This window comes from Thermotoga sp. 38H-to (assembly GCF_011057665.1).
In the GTDB taxonomy this organism is placed as follows: Bacteria; Thermotogota; Thermotogae; order Thermotogales; family Thermotogaceae; genus Thermotoga.
The window spans coordinates 410,604-426,302 of the sequence record NZ_LNFZ01000001.1 but is presented as its reverse complement, the minus strand read 5'-3'; the positions used below and the strand labels follow the sequence as shown (position 1 = coordinate 426,302).

Below are 15,699 nucleotides of genomic sequence, written 5' to 3'. Positions count from 1 at the left end.
TAATGTGAAAAAGTACGTTCTGGTGTTTTTGTTTCTCCTCGCAGCCACGATTTTTGCACTACCTGAAATCGTGGAAAAATGGATGTACGCGAGCTATTACGCGAAAAGGATAATGATCGAAATCGGTTTGAAAACCCGTTTCAGATACGAAGAAGTGTACAAATGGGGGGCGGACAAGATGGTTTTGGTACACGAACCCATCAATGTAAACTGGGTGAGGCTGGGTCAGAGCTGTTACATGGGATCCGGTACCACCTTGAAGAGATCCCCCATGCTGATTCTCGATCTTGAGGATCTCGCCTTCAAAGAAATTCTGCAGGGAAGAGATTTGAAAATTGAAGAAATAAACGAAGGGTACGAAATACACATTCATGACACGGGGGAATATCGCGTGCTTCTCTCATCCGATGGATTTCCGAAAGAGATCGAAAGAAACTATATGGACACGAAAAGCAAGCTGATTTACGAAGAGGTGAAACCACTTTCTGCCGATAAGAATGAGGTTTTGAAAGACTACACTCTTGTGGACTCTGGAGTAGAATTTCCAAAAGAACTGATGGACATCCTGAGTAACTTCCGCTTCCTCATAATCAGAGAAGGAATATCAGGGCTTGAGATAGAAGGTATCTACAAAAACGGTCAGAAGGTAGAGGTATTCATAGGAAACGATCTCCCAAAGGGTGGGTTGCAAATCAACATCAACGGACTCAAGATAACCATTGTTGCCGATGAAAAAACTCTTGAGGAGATAAAGGTGATCCTTGGACAATGAGAGCGCTCATAGTGGATGGTTACATAGACGAGCCTGCCGCTTTCGGTGTCCCGCCTTATGTGAGTCCGTACGTCAGGTACCTCGCAGGTGCACTTGTGATTCATGATGTGGAAGTCGATTATCTCACCATAGACAGAATGAGAAAGGAATCACTCTGGGAAATCGTGAACGAATACGACTTTCTTTTTGTTTTCGGAGGAATCACCGTACCGGGACGATACAAGGGCGGAACGCCTCTCACCCTCTCGGAACTCCAGAGGATTCTCAGCATCGCAAGAAGGCCCATCAAAGTAGTGGGCGGTCCAATAGTTGGGGGATACTCGCTCAGAGGAGGATCCGTGGCAAGACAATTCAACATTCAGGCTGATTATCTGGTGAGCGGAGATGTGGAGGCTTTTGTGGTTTCCTATTTTCGGGGTGAACCCGATCCGAGGGCAAAAAGTGATTATGAGCTGATAGATACGGTGGCACCTTATGGGGCTGTTGTCCTTGAGAAACATCCGAACTTTTCGCACGTCATATGCGAAATAGAAGTCTCGAGGGGCTGTGAGAGAAGAACATTCTGTTCTTTTTGCACAGAACCGCTCCTCCACGGAAGGTTGAAATCTCGAGATGTGCAAGCCATATTAAAAGAGATAGAGTCCCTCTACAGAGCTGGATGCAGAGCGTTTCGTTTTGGAAGGGCTGCGAATATCTTGGCGTTTGGATCTGACAGGAATGGAGGGAAGCCTTCCCCAGAAATCGTGGAGGAGCTGTACTCAGGTACCAGAGAAATAGCACCTCATCTGGAAGTTCTCCACACGGATAACGCCAACCCATCCTACCTTGTTACATACGAAAGAGAATGTAGAAAGATACTCGAAACCATCGTTAGATACAACACCCCATGCGATGTGTTCTCTTTTGGAGTGGAGTCCTTCGATGAAAACGTCCTGAAGAAGAACAACATTCAGGGCTCTCCGGAAGAGTTTTTGAAAGCCATCGCTGTTGTGAACGAGATAGGTGGAGTGCGGGTGGATGGTATACCAAAACTCCTTCCCGGCGTGAATCTGATCTTCGGTCTTCCGGGAGAAACGGAGGAAACACTCAAAAAGAATTATGCATATCTGAAGCGTATTCTCGACGAAGGTTATCTTCTGAGAAGGATAAACATCAGAAAGCTTCTCGCCTATCCAGGAACTCCGGTATACGAGTATTTGAAGAATAAAAAGCACAGAATCAAAAGCCATCTTCATGAGCAGTGGAAAAGAAAAATAAGAGAAGAGATAGATCGTGAAATGCTGAAGAGAGTCTTCCCTGCCGGCACTGTTCTAAAAAAGGTGATAGTTGAGTACAGAGAAGGAAAAACCTCTTTTGGAAGACAGCTGGGGAGTTATCCAATACTCGTCGGCATTCCGGGAAATCACAGCGGTGTGCTGGACGTGGTTGTAGTTTCCCATGGCGAACGATCGGTGACTGCCCTGCCTTACCCTTCCTTCATAAACTCCATGTCACTGGAAGAACTCACAGCGATCCCAGGGATTGGAAGTGCCCTCGCCAGAAAGATCATCTTGAATCGTCCCTTCAGAAGCTGGGAAGATCTCAAGAAAGTAGTTCCCGCCGAGACAGTGAACTTTCTCAGAAAGCTTGGCATTTCTTTACAGCAGGTGTAAAATATACTCGGGTGAGGGATATGAAGACCGTTAGACAGGAAAGATTGAAGTCTATCGTAAGGATTCTCGAGAGATCAAAAGAACCCGTCAGTGGAGCTCAGCTGGCAGAAGAACTCAGTGTGAGTCGGCAGGTAATTGTCCAGGATATCGCCTACTTGAGAAGTCTTGGTTACAACATCGTGGCCACGCCAAGGGGATACGTGCTTGCGGGTGGAAAATCCGGAGTCTCGAGGCTTGTAGCTGTGAAGCACGCGCCAGAAGAGATAAAAGAAGAATTACTCTGTGTGGTGAGAAACGGTGGAAGAATAGTCGATGTGATTGTGGAACATCCGGTTTACGGTGAAATAAGAGGTATCATCGATGTTTCCTCCGAGGAAGAGGTCTTGAAATTTGTAAACTTGATGGAGATGGCAAAGACAGAACCTCTCTTAACTCTCTCTGGAGGAGTTCATCTTCACACCATAGAGGCACCGGATGAAGAAACAATGGAAAGAATCATGAGAGAGCTGAAGAAAAAAGGTTTCCTGATAGAGGAGGGATAAAAGATGAGAATAGACGAAATAGTTGAAAAATACGTGGACAGAAAAACTCAGAGAAGGTTTCTCATCCTCACTTCTATCGCCTGGATGTTCGACGCTGCCGGTGTTATGCTTCTTTCTTTTGTGCTTCCTTACGTGATAAAGGAATGGAATCTCACCTCTACTCAGGGAGCTACCATAGCGAGTGCTACCTTCCTTGGAATGCTTTTTGGAGCGCTTTCTGTGGGGTTCGTGGCTGACCTTCTTGGAAGGAAAGTTTCCAATCTGTTCTTTTTCATCGTAACGATCACCTTCACTTTTCTGTCCGGCTTTTCCTCATCGTTCGAAACTCTTTTAGTTCTGAGAGGCCTTTCGGGTTTTGGGTATGGAGGCTTGATGCCTTCGTTCAACGCGTATCTTGCAGAATTCACGAGTATCAGACTCAGGGGAAGGTATCTTGTGCTTCTGGAGTCGAGCTGGGCGGTTGGGAGTATACTGATAGGACTCTTCGCAGTGAATGTTCTCCCGAACTGGAGATGGGTCTTCTGGATCTTCTCCATCGGGTACCTTTTTGTTCCGGTGTTTCTTAGGATGCCCGAAACTCCAAAGTACGCGTTTTTGAAGGGTGGAAAAGAAGCGCTGGAAAGGTCTCTGGGTAAAAGAGTGGAGGAAGAGGTGGAGCTTCCAAAAAAAGAGAAAGTTCCCATCCTGGCTCTTTTGAAGAGGGAACATTTGAAAGACACAGTTGTGATCTGGATAGCGTGGTTCGTTGTGAGCTTCGTGTATTACGCTCTGTTCACCTGGGCTCCCAGGATCTTCTCCTCGCTGGGTGTGAGTGTTGTCAAATCTTCCTGGTTCACATTCTACATGATGGTGGCACAGCTTCCCGGGTACCTTTCGGCAGCCTACTTCATAGAAAAATGGGGAAGAAAGGCTTCTCTTGGTGTTTACTTCATAGGAACAGGACTTGTCGCTCTGCTGTGGGCCAACGTGAGAGGAGATGCTTCGCTTCTTGCAGCTGCTTTGGTCCTTTCTTTCTTCTGTCTTGGAGTGTGGGGACTGGTCTATGCCTACACACCGGAGCTGTATCCCACGTCGCTCAGGGGGACTGGAAACGGAGCAGCGGGAGTATGGGCAAGGATAGCGGGTATAATAGCTCCTTACTACACAGGCTTCATGATGGAGAAAGGAAAAAGCATCGCGGAAACCCTCGCATGGATCTCCGCGATGGCAATGTTTGCCGGTGTGATCGTTCTGATGTTTGGAAGAGAAACAAAGGGGAAATACGTGGATTAATCTGGAACAACGGTGCTTCCCACGTCTTCTCCCTTCAGCGCTTTCAGAAGAGTTCCTGGTTCGAAGAAATTGATCACTTTCACTGTGATCCCAAGCTTCTTACACAGTGCGAAGGCTTCGGCGTCCATGACCTTGAGCCCCATTTTCATCGCTTCTGAGAACGTGAGATGAGGGATCTTCTTAGCATCGGGAAATTTCTTTGGGTCTTTATCGTACACACCATCCACTTTTGTGGCTTTCACCACCAGTTTTGCTTTCATCTCCTGGGCTCTCAGAACGGCTGCCGTGTCCGTTGTGAAAAATGGATTGCTCGTACCTCCAGCGAAGATCAGAATGCTGTTTTCTCTTAGGGCAGATTCTATAGAATCGTAGTTCACCCTTTCCACATCCGGAAGATTCACTATCTGTGAATAAATTCGAGCTTTCAATCCGGATCTTTCGAAGATGTCTTTCAAATATATGGAATTCATCACCGTCCCGAGAAGACCGATCTGATCGGCCCTTGCCATGGTGAGATTCTTCAGCTCGACACCCCTGAAAAGATTTCCCGCTCCTACAACGATGCCTATTTTGAAACCTTCCTCGATGGCGCTTTTAATCTCTTTGACTATGTAGTCCACTCTTTCTGGATCGAAGCCTCTGCCTCCTTCTCCCGAGAGTGCTTCCCCACTCAGCTTCACCAGTACTCTCATGATCCATACCTCCAAAAAAAGGGTGAGCATTTCGCTCACCCTCTTTTATATGTATTGTTGGTCAATTTTCGTAACCTTCTCCTATTTCGTATCTTGTGAACCTCGAAACCCTGATATTCTCCCCTGTTTTCGCTATGAGTTCGTTTATGAGATCTTTTACCTTTTTTGTATCGTCGAATATGTAGGTCTGTTCGTAGAGACACACCTGTTCAAAGAATTTCTCGAGCTTTCCTTCTACGATCTTTTCCACGATGTTTTCAGGTTTATCTTTTATCTGAGCTCTGTAGATTTCTTTCTCTTTTTCTATGACTTCCGCCGGGACGTCCTCTCTTCTGACGTACAGAGGCTTCATTGCGGCAACCTGTTTTGCGAGATTGTAAGCGAGTTCCTTGAACTCATCGGTTCTGGCCACGAAGTCCGTTTCACAGTTCATTTCGAGCAGGACACCTATTCTTCCGTTGAAGTGAACGTACGCAACAATGATTCCTTCTTTGGTGATTCTTCCAGCTTTCTTTTCAGCTGTCGCGGCACCCTTTTTTCTAAGAATTTCCACCGCTTTTTCCATATCACCGTTGGATTCCTCAAGGGCTTTTTTACAGTCCAGAATACCTGCACCTGTCATTTCTCTGAGCTTCTTGATTAGGTCCATGGATATTTCCATTTCACTTTCCTCCTTTCTTAGTCTTCGCCCTGATCTCGTAAGAATTTGGATCGTGCCAGCCATAATCCAGGTTTAGTTTTACTTTGAATTCCTTTTGAAGCTTTTCTAAATCTTCCTTTTTGAAGTATCCTGACATGTTTGGGTGAACTTTCAATGTTACTTCCTCAAAATTCTTCAATTTTTTCAAATCTTCTCTGATCCTCTTGAGCAGGATCTTTTGAGAAAGCACCTTCCCTGTTCCCGAACACACAGGACACCGGGTGAAAAGAAGTGTATCCAGAGGTCTTGTCGTTCTTTTTCTTGTTATTTCCAGAAGCCCAAGGTTCGTGAATCCAAAGATTTCAATTCTTGTTCCGTCTCTTTTTGCAACCTCTTTGAATCGTGAGAGAAGCTTTTCGTAACTCTTCGGATCTTTCTGCTTTATGAAATCTATCACCACGATTCCTCCAATGTTTCTGAGTATCAACTGACGAACGATTTCTTCGATGGCTTCCATGTTCGTTTTCAAAGCGAGTTCCTCCTGGTTTTCGGCGTCTGTGTAGCTTTCCGAGTTTACATCTATGACGGTGAGCGCTTCTGTTCGATCTATGACGATGTTTCCGCCACTTTTCAGTGGAACAGTGCGAGAAAGAAGTTTTTTCAAGCGTTCGTAAACAGAAAACTTTTCAAACAGGTCGCCTTCTACGTACTCGAGTTCCGGTTTTTTCGGAAGATTTTGAAGATATTTCTGTAAGGTCTCAAGAAACGATCTGTCGTTGTAAATCAATCTGTCTATCTTCGAATTCACCTTTTCTTTGATGATCTGTTCTACAGGATCTTCTTCGTGTAGCAATTTCGGTTTTCTCGACCTTCTGAACTTTTGAAGTACCTGGTTCCATTTTTCCAATGCCCTTTCGAAATTCTTTATGATCTCCTCTTCGTCCACACCTTCCGCTGCTGTCCTCATTATTACACCGACACCGTATTTCTTCCTCAGAGAAAAAGCTGTAGTTCTCAATCTGCGTCTTTCTGAAGCATCTTCTATCTTTCTTGAGACACCTATCACCTTTTTAAAAGGAAATATGACAACGAATCTGTCGGCTATCCCTATCTGGGTTGTTACCTGAGGTCCTTTTTTCCCCGAGGCATCCTTTTTCACCTGTACGAGTATTTTCTGACCTTCTTTCACTTCTTGCCCTTTCAGAACAACTTCTTTGTAGACCTCGTTTATCTCATTGAGTTTCAAAAAGGCGTTCCTGCCCTTTCCAATCTTCACAAAAGCTGCTTCGAGTCCTGGTACGATTTTTTCGATCCTTCCAAGGTAAATTTTCCCTGCGATCGTTTCTATCTCATCGAAAAAGATCTCTTCGAGTTCTCCATCGTTCATTACAGCGTAGGACAGACTGTCTGATTGAACATTCAGAAGAAATTCTCTTATATCCTTGACACCTCCGATTTACTCTGCCATCTCAATGAGGTGGATCTCTCCATTTTCGTCCTTATAGAGAAGATTTATTTCACCAGTATTGACGTTTCTGAAAACGAGAAATCGGTGGTTCAACTCATCCATCTGCATGACTGCTTCATCGAGATCGAGGTTGAGAAGAGAAACTCTTTTTATCGAAGAAATCTTATCGGATGGAGAAAATTCACCGTGTTCTTCAAGAGGTGTTTCAGTGGGTATAGACTTTCTATGGGAGTGGTTCTTCAGCCTTTCTTTCAGTTTTTTCACCTGTTTTTCCAGAGCATCCGAGGCGAAGTCTATCGCGGTGTAAATGTCCGGATGCCTTTCTTCCACATTGATGATGTTCCCTTTCAGATTCATATTGAACTTAACCACGTATTGATTCTTTCCATCTTTTTCTATTCTCACGTCAAAGGAGACGAGTTCATCATCGTAGATCACTCTGTCAACTTTATCGAGCCTTTTTTCCAGATAGTTCTTGATGGCTTCGGAAATCTCTACACCCTTTCCCGTTATCCTGTACTCCATAAAAGCACCTCCCTTACAGTATGAATACACCTGCTCCGAACATCTTGGGACCAGAATGAACAGCGAGGGTGGGAGGCAACCTCACGATGTCCACCCTTTCGATGTGTTCGTCTTTCAGTTTTTCTTCTATTTCAAGAATGATCTCTTTCATTTCTTCTCCAGCATAGGCAAGCCCCAGCATTTTTCTTCCGTCCGTTTTCAGATCCTGAACGATTTTCTCTACAACATTCTTTAAGCCACGTTTTTTCGCCACCACTTTGAGTTCTCCATCTTCAATGCTCAGAATGGGGTGTATCTTTACGAGATTTCCGAGCATTCCTGTTATCGTCTTTACCCTTCCGCTCTTCATGAGATAATCGAATTCCAGCACTGAGAATCGGATCTTTATTCTTTCGTTTACCTCCTGAACGACTTTTTCAAGATCTTCTCTGCCGTCTTTCACTGCTTCCATGAGTTTTAAAAGAACGTACCCCGCTCCTATGGAAAGCTGCTTAGTATCAATCACTCTGAACGTCACCGACGGGAACTCTTCTTTTAGACGTTCAGTTACACTCTTCATCACATTATAAAAAGCGCTCAGCTTCGAAGATAGATGAACGCAGTATATACGGGTACAACCTTCAGAGATTATATCACGAAGCACCCTCTCCATTTCAAGCGGAGAAGGAACGGATGTTCTGAAGTTTTTTGCCTTTCCAAAGAGACTGTAAAAAATTTCTCTATCGATGTCTGCACCGTCTGTGTACTCTTTATCGTCGATGTAGACCTTTATACCGATCGTTTTTACAGGAAACGGAAGTTCCCAGTCACCAACTGTAACGGCGCTGTCTATTACGAAGACTGGAAGAATCTTCTCACCCTTTCCACTCTTTCCCTCGCTTCTATGAATCTATCAGGGGAGATGTCTTCTTCTCTTCCGGCTTCTTCCGTGATTATGATCACATCTTTTCCATCGCAGAGCAGAAAACCACCCGCAACTTTCAGGCGGTATTCATCATCACCCGATTTTATCTTTACATCGCACACAGAGAGCTGTGCTACTATGGGAGCCCTCCTGGGGAGAATTCCCATGGATCCTTCCAGCGTTCTGAAAGAAATGAAATCGCTTTCTCTGTCGTACACGATCCCATAGGGTGTAACGATTTTTACCTTCACATTTTTCAACTCCTCATTTCTTTCGCTCTTTCTTTAACTTCGTCGATATTCCCAGCCATGAGGAACGCTTGTTCAGGTATATCATCGAGTTTTCCGTCGAGAATCTCCTTGAATCCCCTAATTGTTTCTTCGATGGGTACATATCTTCCAGGACGCCCTGTGAACCTTTCTGCAACGTGGAACGGCTGGCTGAGGAACCTTTGAATTCTTCTGGCACGGTGAACCACGAGCTTGTCTTCTGGAGAGAGTTCCTCTACACCGAGTATGGCAATGATGTCCTGAAGGTCTTTGTATCTCTGAAGAACTTCCTGAACCCCTCTTGCCACTTCGTAGTGTTCTCTTCCAACGATCGCTGGATCCAGAATTTTCGAGGAGGAATCGAGAGGATCAACCGCTGGATAAAGTCCAAGTTCTGCTATTCTTCGAGATAGAACCACCGTGGCATCCAGGTGGGCGAAGGTGGTTGCCGGTGCCGGGTCGGTTATGTCGTCTGCAGGAACGTATATGGCCTGAACGGATGTGATGGAGCCTCTCCTCGTTGAAGTGATTCTCTCCTGAAGTTCTCCCATATCGGTTGCGAGTGTGGGCTGGTATCCCACAGCAGACGGCATCCTTCCAAGAAGTGCCGAGACTTCACTTCCAGCTTGGACAAACCTGAATATGTTGTCTATGAAGAGAAGAACGTCTCTTCCTTCTACGTCTCTGAAGTACTCGGCGATGGTGAGGGCAGTGAGAGCCACTCTGAACCTTGCTCCCGGGGGTTCGTTCATCTGACCGAAAACAAGCACGGTGTTTCCAAGAACTCCGCTTTCCTGCATTTCGAGCCAGAGTTCGTTACCTTCTCTTGTTCTCTCCCCGACACCTGCGAACACTGAAAATCCCTTGTGTTCTATTGCGATATTTCTGATGAGTTCCATAACGAGCACAGTCTTTCCAACACCCGCTCCTCCGAAGAAACCGATCTTTCCACCCTTTGGGAACGGAGCGAGAAGATCGATCACCTTTATACCGGTCTCGAGGATTTCTATCTCCGTGGCCTGTTCTACAAGCTCAGGGGCTGGCCTGTGAATGGGCCACCTTTCTTCGGTTTTTATTTCTCCCGCTTCGTCGACAGGTTCACCTATCACGTTCAGGATCCTTCCAAGGACTTCTTTCCCTACAGGTGCTGTTATAGGAGCTCCTGTATCCACCACTTCCAGACCTTTGGTTAAACCATCCGTTGAATCCATAGCGACCGTTCTAACAACTCCGTCGCCGATGAGCTGTTCCACCTCAAGCACTACCTTCTGTCCCGTTTGGGGACTTACAACTTCGAGAGCGTTGTATATATCCGGAAGTTCCTCTTCAGGAAATCTCACGTCCACAACAGGTCCCATAATACTCACAATGAATCCTTTTGAACCCTTTGCCATACCATATCACCTCATTTTTCTATTTCCTTCAGAGCTTCCGCTCCCGTAACGATTTCTATGAGCTCTTGGGTGATCGAAGCCTGACGTGCTTTGTTGTAGGCCAGCGTCAGCTCCCTGATCACTTCCTGGGCGTTGTCTGTAGCGTTCTTCATAGCGTTCTGTCTTGCGTAGTATTCTCCTATCTTCGTCTGGAACATGAGTTCCATGAGCGTGGCCGAAAGATAGTAATGAAAGATCAGCGGTGCAATCTGCTCCAGGTGCGGTTCGTATTCGAAGTCCTCTCTCTTCTTTTCCTCCTTTTTGATGGGAAGAAGTTCGTGCACTTCCGGCTTCTGTACAAGAACGTTTTTGAAGCGGCTGAAAATCACTCTGACCCTTGCGGGTTCTCCATCGAGGAAGCTGAGAATATCTTCCACGATCGTAGAACCGTTTCTGAAGTCGGGTATTTCGTAGAATCTGTCGTACATTTTCAACACTTTTCTGTCCTTGAAATGGTTTATGGCTTTGAGGCCCACGAGTATGAGTTGTGGATCCCTGGATTCGGAGATCACTCTTTCTGCCTCTCTCAAGATTTCACTGTTGAAGGAACCACACAGTCCCATATCGCTTGTTATCACCACGATCAGGTCTCTGTTCCCTTCTTCAAAAAAGATCGGATCGAGAGATTCTGCTGGAATAAGAGACCACAATCTTTTCACTTCATCGTAGAAGGGCTTGAATTTTTGATACTCTGCTTCTATTTTCCTCACCTTCGCGCGCGCCACCATCTCCATAGCGCGCGTGATCTTCATCAGTGATTGTGTTGCGTTTATCTTTCTTTTTATCTGTAACATTCGACCTCTACTCATTACACATCACACCCTGAAAGTGGTTTTGAATTCTTCAATGGCTTTCTTGAGTTTTTCTTCCGTTTCCGAAGTCAGTTCTTTTTTCGTCTTTATGTCGTCGAGGATATCCTGGTGCTTTTCGTGCATAAATCTGAGAAATTCCTTCTCGAATCTTCTGACTTCCTCCACTGGGAGATCATCGAGGTATCCCCTGACACCTACGAAGAGAACGACGACCTGCTCTTCAACGGGCATAGGACTGTACTGTTCCTGTTTCAGAAGTTCCATGAGCCTCTGTCCTCTTATGATCTGGGCTCTGGTAGCTGGATCCAGTTCTGTGGCAAACTGAGCGAACGTTTCGAGTTCTCTGTACTGTGCAAGATCAATTCTCAACATACCGGCGACCTGTTTCATTGCTTTGATCTGTGCAGATCCTCCAACCCTGGAAACAGACAGACCAACGTTGATAGCAGGTCTCTGACCGGCGTAGAACAATCCGGGCTCGAGGTATATCTGACCGTCAGTGATGGATATCACGTTCGTCGGAATGTAGGCGGATATATCGTTCGCCTGAGTTTCAACGATGGGTAGAGCCGTGAGGGATCCTCCACCGAGTTTGTCGTTCAGTCTGACGGCCCTCTCAAGGAGTCTGGAGTGTAGATAGAAGATGTCCCCAGGATAAGCCTCTCTTCCCGGGGGCCTTCTCATGAGAAGTGAGAGCTGTCTGTAGGCGACGGCGTGTTTCGAAAGATCGTCATAGACCACGAGGGCATCCCTTCCGGAATATGCGAAGTACTCTCCCATGGCACAGCCCGCGTACGGTGCTATGTACTGGAGAGATGCTGGATCGGAAGCGGAGGCCACAACCACCGTTGTGTACTCCATGGCTCCGTACTGTCTGAGTTTATCGATGATCCTTGCAATAGCGGACTTTTTCTGACCTATCGCCACGTAAATGCAGTACACACCCTGCCCTTTCTGGTTGATGATGGTGTCTATAGCGATGGCCGTTTTTCCCGTCTGCCTATCTCCTATGATCAGCTCTCTCTGGCCCCTTCCAATGGGGATCATGGAGTCGATCGCCTTTATCCCTGTCTGAAGAGGTGTATCGACGGGTTTCCTGTAGATGACACCGGGGGCTTTTATTTCTATCGGTCTGAAGTTCTTTGCGTTTATTGGGCCCTTTCCATCGAGCGGTTCTCCAAGAGGATTGACGACCCTACCGAGGAGCTCTTCTCCAACCGGCACTTCTATGATCCTTTTCAATCTTCTGACGGTGTGCCCTTCTTTTATATCTTTGTATTCACCGAGTATGATGATACCAACGTTGTCCTCTTCCAGGTTGAAGGCGACTCCTTTGACTCCAGTTTCGACGAATTCCACGAGCTCACTCACCATCACCTTGTTCAACCCGTACACACGGGCTATGCCGTCTCCAACCTGGATGACCTTACCTGTGTCCTCGAGATCGATCTTCTCCTCAAAACTTTTTATCTTCTCTTCGAGAACCTTCGTGATTTCACCAGGATTTATTCTCAACTCATCTCACCCCTTTTGAGGGCTTCTCGGGCGATTTTCTTCAACCTGCCCTGAACCGTCGTATCCAGTCTGAATCCTTCGAATTCAACGAGAGCACCCGCTATGAGAGATTCGTCGATGGAAATATCGAAAACAGGATCTCTGAGAACGTACTTTCTCACGAACTTTCTGAGGAGAGAAAGTTCTTCATCTTCTGGGCTGTGGGCTATCGATAGATTTGCCGGAACTTTCTGCTCCGACAGGATCTTCTCGTACTCAAACAGTTCCCTGATGTTTCTCAACAGCTTTTGCCTTTTTCTCTCAAACACGAGCGTTAAAAATCGTTCCTGAAACTCATCCATTTCCTGGCCGAAACTTTTCATTATCTCTTTTATGAGAGAAATCTTCTTTTCTGGTTTCAAGATGGGATTGTCAAACAGTTCCCTGCTTGATTCGTAAATCTGGCACACAAGATCCAGGAATCTCAGGTATTCCTCTTCTTTTTCTTTTTCTATTGCAACGTTTAAAAGTGCTCTGGCGTACCTTCCCGCCACCGCAGAGAACCTCATGACTTTTCTATCTCCTCTTTGAGGATTTTGACGAGATACTCTCTTTTTGCTCTTTCATCCTGAAACACCTTTTGGAGAAGCTTGGTAGCGAGTATCACGGAGAGTTCCGCTGCTCTTTCCTGAACCTGTTCCAGAGCCTTTTTGTATTCAACTTCTATCTGTGTTTTTGCGGACTCTACGATGTTCTGCGCTTCTTTCTTTGCCTTTTCACGAGCTTCTTCAACGATCGCTTCGGCTTCTTTTCTGGCACTTTCTACGATTTCGTCTGCTCTCTGCCTTGCTTCGGAGAGAAATCTCTCAGCATCGGATCTCATCTTCTCGGCTTCTTCTTTCAACTGCTCAGCGCTTTTCAGGTCCTCTTCCACCTTTTTTCTTCTCTTCTCTGTCATTTCAATGAACGGTGTGTAGAGGAATTTGTTTAGAAAATACACCATGAGAACGAAGAGCATCAGCATTGCCGCTGAGGTCCAGTTTATCTCCAGAAAGCCCAAAGTTCTCCCCTCCTCACACCACGAGGAGGATCATGAAGGCTATGAGAAGAGAGTATATACCCGTTGTTTCGGCAACGGCGTCGGCAAGAAGCATCCTCGTGGTGATGGTACCGACCATCTCGGGTTGTCTCGCCATGGCGTCCATTGCGTGAGCTCCTATGTTACCTTCTCCTATTCCAGGACCGATGGCTCCTATTCCCATGCAGAGTCCTGCTCCGAGATATTTTCCAAGAAGCGCCAGTCCCTGAGCGAGATCTCCAAGATTTTCCATCTTTGACCCCTCCTTACGAAAGTTGTGAACTGATGTATGCGACCGCGAGCATACTGAACACGAACGCCTGAACCAAACCAACGAAGATGCCGAAGAATCCCCAGAAAATGATGGGAGCGAAGAAGTACTTTGTCATGTAAGAGAGGATGTAAACGAGTATTGCTCCACCTCCTATATTACCAAACAACCTCAGAGAATGGGAGATGGGTTTTGCCAGCTCGCCGATGAGGTTTATAGGGAACATAACCGGATTTGGATAGAACCAGGACTTCAGCCACTCTTTGAATCCCTTGGACTTTATGGCGAAAGCATGGCTGATGATGAGAACCATAACGGCGTAGGTGAGATTGGTGTTCAGGTCTCCTGTTGGTGCCGGCCAGGTGTCGTTGAAGAGTACTACCTTTTGAACAGCACCGGTTTCATCGGCGACCACACTCACGCCCGGCACCGCTCCACCTATTATGTTCGAGATGGTGATAAAGAGGAAAAGTGTGGTTGCAACTACAAAAGTGGGTTTCACAAATCGCTTATCTGGGATCGATTCGTCAACGATCTCGTAAAACATCTCGAGGATCGACTCCATGAAAGCCTGCTTTCTGTTTGGAATCATTTCGAACTTTCTCAGTCTGTACGCGAGCACTATTAGAAAGATCGCTATAGCCGTTCCAACGATGATGGTCATGGGATTGATCCTGAATCCGTTTATATCCACAATCCATCTTTTACCGAGACCACCGAAGATCTCTTCCATGGGTGTCCGTTTCAGCTGTTGGATGTTCAAGATGGCAACGAGAACGTAGAGGGAAATGAAGACAACGAGAAATATTTTCTCTTTTTTTGAGAACGTGATCTTCAATCCGTCCACCTCCAGGCTATGAAAGAGACTATCTTCAAATTCATCAAACCGAAGAAAACTCCCAGAAGAGTTTCAAAAGACACAAGACCACCCAGAAGAAGAAGCGCCGCGCTGAAGGTGTATCTTCCCAGGTATCCGAAGACCCAGCCTTTCGTGGTTCCCTTGGAAGCCATCTTTTCTATGTCGTTTTTCAAAGAGAAGAGATTCAATACGGCTCCAGCACTTCCAAGGAGTGGACCCCAGCTCTTTTCGAAACCGCTTATCAAGCCAAAAACGAGTGCTTCAACCATTCCCATTATCATTATCGTCACTGCCATCTTTTTTGTTAACCTTTTCACTTTTATCATACCTCTCAGTTTCTTTCAAAAGGATTTTGAAACCGTTATAGAATCCTGAAACAACTCCTAAAATTATAAAAACAAACAGTAAAATTCCGTTTTTGAAGGTCCATTTATCCAGATAGTACCCGATCAAGGCACCGACAGCGATGTTCGAAATGAGAGTCGTTATGAACATGACAACCATGTTGTACTTTCCAAAGTCCCTGAAAAGATTTCTCGAAATAGACATCACGCTCCGCTCTTCACCGAAAGGTGAAGATCGAAATCTTCTTCTGAAAATACAGAGATCGGAAGTTTCAAAACGGCGCCAAAACTCTTTATTTTGAGGTCCCTTCCACTCACCACGGTTGGCGGAGTGATATCCACATGTTTTCCAAGCTGCTCGAGTTTTACCGCCAGTTTCCCAGCTGTCATGTTTCCGAGTTCTCCTATCGCACTCAGGGCAAGTTCATCGAGTTGGTTGTACTCCATTCCACCCATCATAGCAGAAACCACTTTCAGTGCCGTCTCTGACGAGAAAGAATAGATGAGGCTACCTTCTATTCCGCCTGTTATTCCAATGACCGTCACCAACGAGTGGGGAATCTCTATGTGTGATACGACGCTGGGTTTTCCCGTTTTCGGTTCTATTCCCAGAACATCTCTGATGGTCTCATAAACCGATCTAATGAGGGAGTTCACGATTTTTGCATCCAC

20 protein-coding genes are annotated in these 15,699 nt (G+C 46.0%); 4 read left to right on the top strand and 16 right to left on the bottom strand.

What is annotated here, in order from left to right:
* Positions 1-4 precede the first annotated feature (4 nt).
* Genes AS158_RS02260 through AS158_RS02245 form a run of 4 tightly spaced genes read left to right on the top strand, consistent with a single transcriptional unit; the run spans position 5 to position 4,238 of the window.
* A complete protein-coding gene (locus tag AS158_RS02260) occupies positions 5-772 on the top strand; it encodes a hypothetical protein (protein WP_241241229.1) in 768 nt (255 codons plus the stop codon).
* A complete protein-coding gene (locus AS158_RS02255) occupies positions 769-2,424 on the top strand; it encodes a radical SAM protein (protein ID WP_165304406.1) in 1,656 nt (551 codons plus the stop codon). Before AS158_RS02260 ends, AS158_RS02255 begins: the two co-directional genes overlap by 4 nt.
* 20 nt (positions 2,425-2,444) lie before the next feature.
* Complete coding sequence (locus AS158_RS02250; RefSeq protein ID WP_008194872.1) at positions 2,445-2,966, top strand: transcription repressor NadR; 522 nt, start codon at positions 2,445-2,447, stop codon at positions 2,964-2,966.
* 3 nt (positions 2,967-2,969) lie between these two features.
* Positions 2,970-4,238: an MFS transporter gene (locus tag AS158_RS02245; RefSeq protein ID WP_165304405.1), complete on the top strand. Its 1,269-nt coding sequence runs from the start codon at positions 2,970-2,972 to the stop codon at positions 4,236-4,238.
* On the opposite strand, the gene pyrH is transcribed toward AS158_RS02245, so the two are convergent.
* The 16 genes from pyrH to AS158_RS02165 all read right to left on the bottom strand — a co-directional run bounded on the left by pyrH (position 4,235) and on the right by AS158_RS02165 (position 15,699).
* Positions 4,235-4,930, bottom strand: coding sequence for a UMP kinase (gene pyrH, locus AS158_RS02240; RefSeq protein WP_038052701.1), 696 nt, complete (start codon positions 4,928-4,930; stop codon positions 4,235-4,237). The genes AS158_RS02245 and pyrH overlap by 4 nt on opposite strands.
* A 61-nt stretch (positions 4,931-4,991) precedes the next feature.
* Entirely contained in the window at positions 4,992-5,591 is a 600-nt protein-coding gene (tsf, locus tag AS158_RS02235; RefSeq protein WP_038052704.1) for a translation elongation factor Ts, read from the bottom strand.
* A 1-nt stretch (position 5,592) separates the two neighbouring features.
* Positions 5,593-6,957: a ribonuclease E/G gene (locus tag AS158_RS02230; RefSeq protein ID WP_038052707.1), complete on the bottom strand. Its 1,365-nt coding sequence runs from the start codon at positions 6,955-6,957 to the stop codon at positions 5,593-5,595.
* Positions 6,958-7,026: 69 nt separating this feature from the next.
* Positions 7,027-7,563, bottom strand: a complete 537-nt coding sequence (raiA, locus tag AS158_RS02225) for a ribosome-associated translation inhibitor RaiA (RefSeq protein ID WP_038052708.1) — start codon at positions 7,561-7,563, stop codon at positions 7,027-7,029.
* Between the two features lie 13 nt (positions 7,564-7,576).
* Positions 7,577-8,395: a DegV family protein gene (locus tag AS158_RS02220; protein ID WP_235280299.1), complete on the bottom strand. Its 819-nt coding sequence runs from the start codon at positions 8,393-8,395 to the stop codon at positions 7,577-7,579.
* Complete coding sequence (locus AS158_RS02215; protein ID WP_038052711.1) at positions 8,395-8,718, bottom strand: F0F1 ATP synthase subunit epsilon; 324 nt, start codon at positions 8,716-8,718, stop codon at positions 8,395-8,397. Before AS158_RS02215 ends, AS158_RS02220 begins: the two co-directional genes overlap by 1 nt.
* Positions 8,719-8,723: 5 nt before the next feature.
* Positions 8,724-10,130: a F0F1 ATP synthase subunit beta gene (gene atpD / locus AS158_RS02210; RefSeq protein WP_165304404.1), complete on the bottom strand. Its 1,407-nt coding sequence runs from the start codon at positions 10,128-10,130 to the stop codon at positions 8,724-8,726.
* Positions 10,131-10,141: 11 nt separating this feature from the next.
* The gene (gene atpG, locus AS158_RS02205; RefSeq protein ID WP_038052725.1) at positions 10,142-10,963 is read right to left on the bottom strand and encodes an ATP synthase F1 subunit gamma; all 822 of its coding nucleotides are present in this window, start codon (positions 10,961-10,963) and stop codon (positions 10,142-10,144) included.
* Between the two features lie 21 nt (positions 10,964-10,984).
* Complete coding sequence (gene atpA, locus AS158_RS02200) at positions 10,985-12,496, bottom strand: F0F1 ATP synthase subunit alpha (protein ID WP_038052727.1); 1,512 nt, start codon at positions 12,494-12,496, stop codon at positions 10,985-10,987.
* Positions 12,493-13,044 carry a F0F1 ATP synthase subunit delta gene (locus tag AS158_RS02195; RefSeq protein WP_012896385.1) on the bottom strand — a complete coding sequence of 184 codons (552 nt, stop codon included), beginning with the start codon at positions 13,042-13,044 and terminating at the stop codon, positions 12,493-12,495. Before AS158_RS02195 ends, atpA begins: the two co-directional genes overlap by 4 nt.
* Positions 13,041-13,535 carry a F0F1 ATP synthase subunit B gene (gene atpF / locus AS158_RS02190; protein ID WP_165304403.1) on the bottom strand — a complete coding sequence of 165 codons (495 nt, stop codon included), beginning with the start codon at positions 13,533-13,535 and terminating at the stop codon, positions 13,041-13,043. Before atpF ends, AS158_RS02195 begins: the two co-directional genes overlap by 4 nt.
* A gap of 13 nt (positions 13,536-13,548) precedes the next feature.
* Positions 13,549-13,806 (bottom strand): F0F1 ATP synthase subunit C, encoded by a 258-nt coding sequence (locus tag AS158_RS02185; protein WP_004082074.1) that lies wholly within the window; start codon positions 13,804-13,806, stop codon positions 13,549-13,551.
* 13 nt (positions 13,807-13,819) lie between these two features.
* On the bottom strand, positions 13,820-14,662 hold the full coding sequence (gene atpB, locus AS158_RS02180) for a F0F1 ATP synthase subunit A (RefSeq protein WP_008194890.1): 843 nt from the start codon (positions 14,660-14,662) through the stop codon (positions 13,820-13,822).
* The gene (locus tag AS158_RS02175) at positions 14,659-15,009 is read right to left on the bottom strand and encodes an ATP synthase subunit I (RefSeq protein WP_165304402.1); all 351 of its coding nucleotides are present in this window, start codon (positions 15,007-15,009) and stop codon (positions 14,659-14,661) included. Before AS158_RS02175 ends, atpB begins: the two co-directional genes overlap by 4 nt.
* Positions 14,945-15,232, bottom strand: coding sequence for an AtpZ/AtpI family protein (locus tag AS158_RS02170; protein WP_038052740.1), 288 nt, complete (start codon positions 15,230-15,232; stop codon positions 14,945-14,947). The genes AS158_RS02175 and AS158_RS02170 overlap by 65 nt, the downstream gene beginning before the upstream one ends.
* Positions 15,232-15,699: a chemotaxis protein CheX gene (locus tag AS158_RS02165; protein WP_038052742.1), complete on the bottom strand. Its 468-nt coding sequence runs from the start codon at positions 15,697-15,699 to the stop codon at positions 15,232-15,234. The genes AS158_RS02170 and AS158_RS02165 overlap by 1 nt, the downstream gene beginning before the upstream one ends.

Excerpts from the sequence above, each read along its gene's own strand:
- AS158_RS02255 (WP_165304406.1), top strand. The coding sequence starts at position 769 with ATGAGAGCGCTCATAGTGGATGGTTACATAGACGAGCCTGCCGCTTTC.
- AS158_RS02250 (WP_008194872.1), top strand. The coding sequence starts at position 2,445 with ATGAAGACCGTTAGACAGGAAAGATTGAAGTCTATCGTAAGGATTCTC.
- AS158_RS02245 (WP_165304405.1), top strand. The coding sequence starts at position 2,970 with ATGAGAATAGACGAAATAGTTGAAAAATACGTGGACAGAAAAACTCAG.
- pyrH (WP_038052701.1), bottom strand. The coding sequence starts at position 4,930 with ATGAGAGTACTGGTGAAGCTGAGTGGGGAAGCACTCTCGGGAGAAGGA.
- tsf (WP_038052704.1), bottom strand. The coding sequence starts at position 5,591 with ATGGAAATATCCATGGACCTAATCAAGAAGCTCAGAGAAATGACAGGT.
- AS158_RS02230 (WP_038052707.1), bottom strand. The coding sequence starts at position 6,957 with ATGAACGATGGAGAACTCGAAGAGATCTTTTTCGATGAGATAGAAACG.
- raiA (WP_038052708.1), bottom strand. The coding sequence starts at position 7,563 with ATGGAGTACAGGATAACGGGAAAGGGTGTAGAGATTTCCGAAGCCATC.
- atpD (WP_165304404.1), bottom strand. The coding sequence starts at position 10,130 with ATGGCAAAGGGTTCAAAAGGATTCATTGTGAGTATTATGGGACCTGTT.
- atpG (WP_038052725.1), bottom strand. The coding sequence starts at position 10,963 with ATGTTACAGATAAAAAGAAAGATAAACGCAACACAATCACTGATGAAG.
- AS158_RS02195 (WP_012896385.1), bottom strand. The coding sequence starts at position 13,044 with ATGAGGTTCTCTGCGGTGGCGGGAAGGTACGCCAGAGCACTTTTAAAC.
- AS158_RS02185 (WP_004082074.1), bottom strand. The coding sequence starts at position 13,806 with ATGGAAAATCTTGGAGATCTCGCTCAGGGACTGGCGCTTCTTGGAAAA.
- AS158_RS02175 (WP_165304402.1), bottom strand. The coding sequence starts at position 15,009 with ATGATAAAAGTGAAAAGGTTAACAAAAAAGATGGCAGTGACGATAATG.
- AS158_RS02170 (WP_038052740.1), bottom strand. The coding sequence starts at position 15,232 with ATGTCTATTTCGAGAAATCTTTTCAGGGACTTTGGAAAGTACAACATG.